Source organism: Desulfobacterium sp. N47, from assembly GCF_051233685.1.
Taxonomy (GTDB): domain Bacteria; phylum Desulfobacterota; class Desulfobacteria; order Desulfobacterales; family RPRI01; genus RPRI01.
Map to the genome: position 1 here is coordinate 1 of NZ_JBAMMY010000189.1, position 5,962 is coordinate 5,962.

The 5,962-nt window shown below is 36.3% G+C and carries 6 protein-coding genes and 1 pseudogene; 6 read left to right on the plus strand and 1 reads right to left on the minus strand.

What is annotated here, in order from left to right:
• Positions 1 to 148 precede the first annotated feature (148 nt).
• The 6 genes from VXK47_RS12415 to VXK47_RS12440 all read left to right on the plus strand — a co-directional run bounded on the left by VXK47_RS12415 (position 149) and on the right by VXK47_RS12440 (position 4,958).
• Positions 149 to 1,189: a glycosyltransferase family 2 protein gene (locus VXK47_RS12415; RefSeq protein ID WP_435549107.1), complete on the plus strand. Its 1,041-nt coding sequence runs from the start codon at positions 149 to 151 to the stop codon at positions 1,187 to 1,189.
• Between the two features lie 12 nt (positions 1,190 to 1,201).
• Entirely contained in the window at positions 1,202 to 1,597 is a 396-nt protein-coding gene (locus VXK47_RS12420; protein WP_435549102.1) for an adenylyltransferase/cytidyltransferase family protein, read from the plus strand.
• A gap of 20 nt (positions 1,598 to 1,617) precedes the next feature.
• Positions 1,618 to 2,868, plus strand: coding sequence for a CDP-glycerol glycerophosphotransferase family protein (locus VXK47_RS12425; protein ID WP_435549103.1), 1,251 nt, complete (start codon positions 1,618 to 1,620; stop codon positions 2,866 to 2,868).
• The gene (locus tag VXK47_RS12430; RefSeq protein ID WP_435549104.1) at positions 2,865 to 4,079 is read left to right on the plus strand and encodes a glycosyltransferase family 4 protein; all 1,215 of its coding nucleotides are present in this window, start codon (positions 2,865 to 2,867) and stop codon (positions 4,077 to 4,079) included. The genes VXK47_RS12425 and VXK47_RS12430 overlap by 4 nt, the downstream gene beginning before the upstream one ends.
• Positions 4,080 to 4,167: 88 nt before the next feature.
• Positions 4,168 to 4,356, plus strand: coding sequence for an NAD-dependent epimerase/dehydratase family protein (locus VXK47_RS12435; RefSeq protein ID WP_435549105.1), 189 nt, complete (start codon positions 4,168 to 4,170; stop codon positions 4,354 to 4,356).
• 356 nt (positions 4,357 to 4,712) lie between these two features.
• Positions 4,713 to 4,958: an AbrB/MazE/SpoVT family DNA-binding domain-containing protein gene (locus VXK47_RS12440; RefSeq protein ID WP_435549106.1), complete on the plus strand. Its 246-nt coding sequence runs from the start codon at positions 4,713 to 4,715 to the stop codon at positions 4,956 to 4,958.
• Between the two features lie 246 nt (positions 4,959 to 5,204).
• On the opposite strand, the pseudogene VXK47_RS12445 reads toward VXK47_RS12440, so the two are convergent.
• Positions 5,205 to 5,813, minus strand: a pseudogene (locus VXK47_RS12445) (DUF4143 domain-containing protein); the annotation flags it as partial.
• Positions 5,814 to 5,962: the final 149 nt, after the last annotated feature.

Consider the following 5,962-nt stretch of genomic DNA (forward strand, 5'->3'; position numbering starts at 1 on the left):
GTCGTAACATGAAAGAACACCCGTGATTTGCTCTTTATATCGTTCGGTAATCAACATACTAAACCTCCATGCTAAAAATGTTACACTCATTTTAGCATGGTTTAACTAAAAATTCTTGGTTCCGGCTTGTCCGGGTTAGGATACTATGATGCAACAACCGCCATTTGTCTCGATCTGTATCCCTGTGTACAACGGTGCACAATATTTACGTGAAACTATACAAAGCGCATTAGATCAAACTTTTTCAGATTTTGAATTGTTGATTATTGATGACGGGTCCAGTGACGAAAGTATTTCAATTATTTCAGAGTTTGAATGTATCGATCCAAGAATTGTTTTTTTACGAAATAACAGACGGTTGGGTCTTGTTGGAAATTGGAATGAATGCATAAAAAAGTCTTGCGGGAAATGGATTAAATTCATTTTTCAAGATGATCTGCTTGAGCCGGATTGTCTAAAAAAAATGATTGATTTTATAGAAAAATCATCAGGCAAAGAAAAAATGATATTTTGCAAAAGAGATTTTATTGTTAAAAGCCATGTTCCCGATGAACTTGATAACGAGAAAATTCAAAGAAAATATTTATGGGATATCTTTCCAAACAAAGTTCACATCAGTCCTATAGATACTGTAAAAATCATTATAAGGTACCCCGGGCTAAATGTCATTGGAGAACCCTCATCGTTCCTAATCCACAGGGAAATTTTTGATAAGTTTGGTTTGTTTGATTCTACCATGCATCAAGTTTGTGATCTTGAATACTGGTTTCGAGTCGGGGTTAATATGCAGTATCTGCTGATTCCAGAAACTTTGGTTCATTTCCGCATTCATAAGCAATCAACAACAAGTTCCAACCGGGATAAAAACTGGATGCAGATGCGATACCTTGATAGAATTCTGTTATTTATAAAATTCATGACCGATAATTCATATACTTCTTTTAGAGAAAAATTGAATATGTGGCCTTTCAAAATATTTCTGCAAACCCAAACGGCAATTTTTGCTAGGAGAGCAAGAATTGATGCAGAAACAGAAAGAAATTATCAAAGTAAAGGTGATTTCATAGATTTTTGCAGAGAGCATCGAGACATCAGAATTTTATCAAATACTAATTATTTTACTCTAGTCGTTAATTATTTTATTTCAAGATGTTGCCTCGAAATAAAGTGGGCTTTTGATGGTTTATAGGTAGTCATATAAATGAAAGAAAGAGTTATCACTTTCGGTACATTTGATGTATTCCACGTTGGCCACTTACGCATACTTGAACGTGCCCGCAAGTTTGGAAATTATCTGATGGTGGGTGTTTCCACTGATGCATTAAACTTTTCTAAAAAAGGACGCATACCTTTTTATAATCAGGATGAGAGAATGGAAATTATCAGTGCCTTATCCTGTGTGGATGAAGTCTTCCTGGAGGAATCGCTTGAGCTTAAACGCCATTATATAAATATTTATAAGGCAGATGTGTTGGTTATGGGCGATGATTGGGCTGGAAAGTTTGATGAATTCAAAGATATTTGTTCAGTTATATATTTGCCACGAACCCCGTCCATTTCTACTACAGCTGTTATTGAAAAAATACGAATTCCTTGAACACTGCGAAAATCCGGCAAATGTTCCAAAATAGTTTAACAGCAATTCTCCCGACTATAACAGCCTTGTTGGGTTGGGTATTCGGATTCCCATTAACTCTGTTGATTAAAAGAGTCCCTAACTTGATTGTAGTTTTTTCCCGTCCAGGACCTGTATTTGCAGACAATAGCAAATATTTTTTTCTATATGCAACAAGTTTAAGAGATAATAAAGTAAGTACAATTTTTTTAACTGAAAGCACATCAATTCAACAATCTATTATTCATGCTGGTGGCAAAGCGATTATGCATCCCTCAATTCAATCAATAGTGGTATTATTGCGCTGTGGTAAGATTGTCACCGATTGTGCTGACTGGAGCAATTTTGGTGCCTATGCACTTACCAGAGGCGCAAAAACGATACAAATTTGGCACGGTGCTCCCTTAAAACATATTGAGTTGGATTTATACCGAAAACGCCTTCAATTAACTCCTTTTCGGTTGCGATCATTGTTGAAAATTCAAAAAAAGATACTCGGTCGCTATCCTCTATATGATGTTGTTGTGGCGACCTCAAAACAATTTATCAAAGAAGCTTTCAAAAAAAGTTTCAGAGCAAAGAAATTTATTGCGACTGGTTATCCAAGAAATGATATTTTATTTGGATTGCCAGAAGGAAATACTACTGCTGAAAAATTGGCACTGATTAATGTGGATAAAAAAGTTATAGAGATAATCAAAGAAAAACGCGCTCAGGGAATAGGAATATGTCTCTATGTTCCTACATTCCGCAAAGATATGACGGACCCATTTGAAGTTGCAATAAACTTGAAGCGCTTTTCCGAAATTTCAAAAAAGTTTAATCTGTTAACCGTTCTAAAACTGCATCCAGTAGTAAAAAAATACTACAATATAATACATGATGATAGTTTGATAGAATATCCACCTCTTGCTGATGTTTATCCTATTATGAAGTTATGTGATTTTATGATCACAGATTATTCTTCAATTTTTTTTGATTATCTCCTTCTTGATAGGCCAATTATATTTTTTTCATACGATTTGGCAAATTATCTCAGCAATGACCGTGATATGTATTTCGACTATCACTCAATGACTCCGGGCGTTAAATGCTACAATTATGATGAATTGGAATATAATATAGAGCTGCTCTTAAAATCAGGATGTATTGATAAATATGCTGATTTTAGAAAAAGAATAACCGATTTTACTCATGACCATATTGACAACTATTCAACTCGTCGTTTGTATGATGAAGTTTTAAGAATATGAAAATTTGTATTCTTACAGCAAGCATAGTTCATGGAGGTGCTTCTATTATAGCGCTTGATGTGGCAAAAGGAATGGCTGCTCGGGGACATGAAGTATTTGTGGTATGTTCAGGAAAACATTATAAAACTATAAAACAGGATGGATATATAATATACATATTGTCAAACAAATTTAAGAATCCAATTTTTCATTATTTAAATCTATTTTTGTTGATAAAATTAATCAAATTATTAAGAAAAAAGCAACCGGATGTTATTCACGTTCACAATATAAATTTACAAACATTTTCCCTTGGGACACTTCTTTTATCACGCTTTTTCCCAATGGTATGGACTCTTCACGATATTTGGCCGCTTTGCTTGACCGGATGGCCTCCAGTTCCTGATTGTAACGGCATGTTGGATGGATGCGAGCTATGCCCGACATGGTCAAGATGGATTGTATGGATAAATAGGCAATTGAAAGAGGCAACATATAGACTTGCTAAATTGCACATTGTCAGTCCGAGTAAATGGCTTTTATCAAAAGTTTCATCATCAACGCTGTCCCGGCATTCTCTTCATTTGATATATAATGGGATTGATCCTGGGTCTTATTTATCCAACCAGCGAGAGTTGGCAAGATCACGATTGGGTATATCGGAAACCAAAAAAGTAATTCTCTTTTGTGGAGGCAAGAGACTTGCTGGTCAGTCGCCAGCTTGGAGAAAAGGGTGGGGATATTTATGCGAAGCACTTGGAGTCCTTGGCCTCAAATATGATAACCTGTATTTGCTTTACATTGGTGACAGATTGGAATTGCCTCCGGCCTTTCCGACAACGGTGTCATTTGTCGAGGGAGTGCACCGTGAAGAGATGAGGGGGTTTTTAAACGCTTCTGATATTTTCGTGCTCCCAACGATAGCCGACCACCCGGCACTGACGGTAATAGAAGCCATGGCATTCAAAACTCCAGTAATCTCAACCCGAGCTGGTGGGATTCCGGAAGCTGTGATCGACAACGAGACAGGACTTTTATGCCCCTCACGCAATGCTGCCGCACTTGTCGAAAAAATTGATTATTTAATTTCAAATCCTCTTCATGCAGCCCAAATAGCTGAACTCGCATATCAAAGATTTAATGAGTTTTTCACTTTTAACCGAATGATTGATCAGTATGAAGCAGTTTATCATGATACAATATCAGATTATAAGGCAGGTAATAGGACATAATTGCATCTGCCAATTTTTTCTTCTCAATTATGATAAGGTAACTTGCTAAATAGATAATAAATCGATACTTGGAAAAAATATAAAATCTATGATTCTAATCCTTGGAGGTACCGGCTATATAGGGTCGCATGCTAATAAATTGTTTAACTGGCGCGGTTATAAGACTGTTGTATTTGATAACCTGATTTACGGACATAGTTCTTTCGTCAAGTGGGGAGATTTTTTCTTGGTGATCTTGCCGATCAGATCTTTCAGATGCCCATATTTTAGCGCTTGATTATCTGCAAAGCGGTGGTAGTAGTGATTCTTTCAACTTAGGTAATGATACCGGTTTTTCAGTTCGCGAAATTATTGGTATAGCTGAAAAAGTAACAGGACGTGTAATTACTGCCACTGAAACTATGCGTCGTGAAGGTGTTACTGAGGTTTTAATCAGTAGCTCCCGTAAAGCCCATGATATATTGGGATGGCGGCCGCAATTTGCAGAACTTGAAACTATCATTGGCACAGCCTGGAATTGGCATCAAAAACATTCTGACAAACACTATCATTAGCTGCATTGATATATATTGTTGACAATAATTAATTATGCAGCTATTAATAAAGTAGATAACATTTATGGAGAATGACAGCATGATTACTGATAATGTGACGGTTTCAAACAGAGGGTATATTATTCTACCTGCACGCATTCGAAAAGAGATGAATATAAAATCAGGCACAAAAATCCTATTAAGCAGGGAAGATAATAAAATTATCCTTCAGCCTGTTTCTTCTTTCACGGAAAAACTGTCAGGATTAACAACAGGCAGTTTTGGGGAAAATGCAGATCATGTAAAAGAATACATAGATAAAGAAAGAAAAGACAGGTCAGTGTGATAAAATATAGCTTTCTGGATTCATTTTAAAAAGGCCTTAACCGGTGATTTGATTTTGACTTTTGATAAATAACTTTTGATTTTGATTATTTTTCTCCCCCAGCACATAAAACAAATGACTCATAGGCAGCTTTAATACTCCCTTCCTAAACGTCATATCCCATTTGCCTGATGCCTTCATCCAGCTCGCATATTCACCGGTCTTAGCAAGACGAAATCAATACTCTTTATTCCCATATCGTTTGCGTTATTTTAAAAGGAAAACCGGCAGCGGAATGAGATCGATGGTGATATCGTCCGTTTTTATTTGATCCTGCCGGTCATAAGTTATAATCATTCCATTAGAAATACCGGTTTGTTTACAGACCGTGCTGATTCCTTTGATTTCACGGGATAAGGTATGTGAATTACTGAGATCACTGCAAACCTGTATAATATCGTTAATCTCGCCGGATTTAGATACAATAGCAAAATCGCATTCATATCCGTTTTTAAGAAAAAAGAATGATTCGCCCCTCCTGCGGAGTTCCCAAAACACAACCTGTTCCATTGCTTTGCCTCTATCGGCGGAAAACTTGAAGACCACCGAATTCAGCAATCCGTTATCTATAATAAATATTTTTCTTTCTCCAAATTCCTGTACCGAAACTTTTGGTGAGTATTTTTTTAATGTCTGTACAAGAAATATTGATTCCGCCTGTTCAAGAAATTCGTAGAGGCTGTTTTTCCCGATTTTAATTCCGGCGGACTTAAGATCATTGTATATGCGGTTGATTGAAACCTGTTTGGTGGCACAACTAAAAAGTCGTTTTAAAAAGAATTTCAGAGAAATGAGATTTTTGATATCATAATGTTCGACTAAATCCCTAACCCGGACAAGCCGGAACCAAGAATTTTTAGTTAAACCATGCTAAAATGAGTGTAACATTTTTAGCATGGAGGTTTAGTATGTTGATTACCGAACGATATAAAGAGCAAATCACGGGTGTTCTTTCATGTTACGAC

Coding starts and splice junctions, on each gene's coding strand:
- VXK47_RS12415 (WP_435549107.1), top strand. CDS start 149: ATGCAACAACCGCCATTTGTCTCGATCTGTATCCCTGTGTACAACGGT.
- VXK47_RS12420 (WP_435549102.1), top strand. CDS start 1,202: ATGAAAGAAAGAGTTATCACTTTCGGTACATTTGATGTATTCCACGTT.
- VXK47_RS12430 (WP_435549104.1), top strand. CDS start 2,865: ATGAAAATTTGTATTCTTACAGCAAGCATAGTTCATGGAGGTGCTTCT.
- VXK47_RS12440 (WP_435549106.1), top strand. CDS start 4,713: ATGATTACTGATAATGTGACGGTTTCAAACAGAGGGTATATTATTCTA.
- VXK47_RS12435 (WP_435549105.1), top strand. CDS start 4,168: ATGATTCTAATCCTTGGAGGTACCGGCTATATAGGGTCGCATGCTAAT.
- VXK47_RS12425 (WP_435549103.1), top strand. CDS start 1,618: ATGTTCCAAAATAGTTTAACAGCAATTCTCCCGACTATAACAGCCTTG.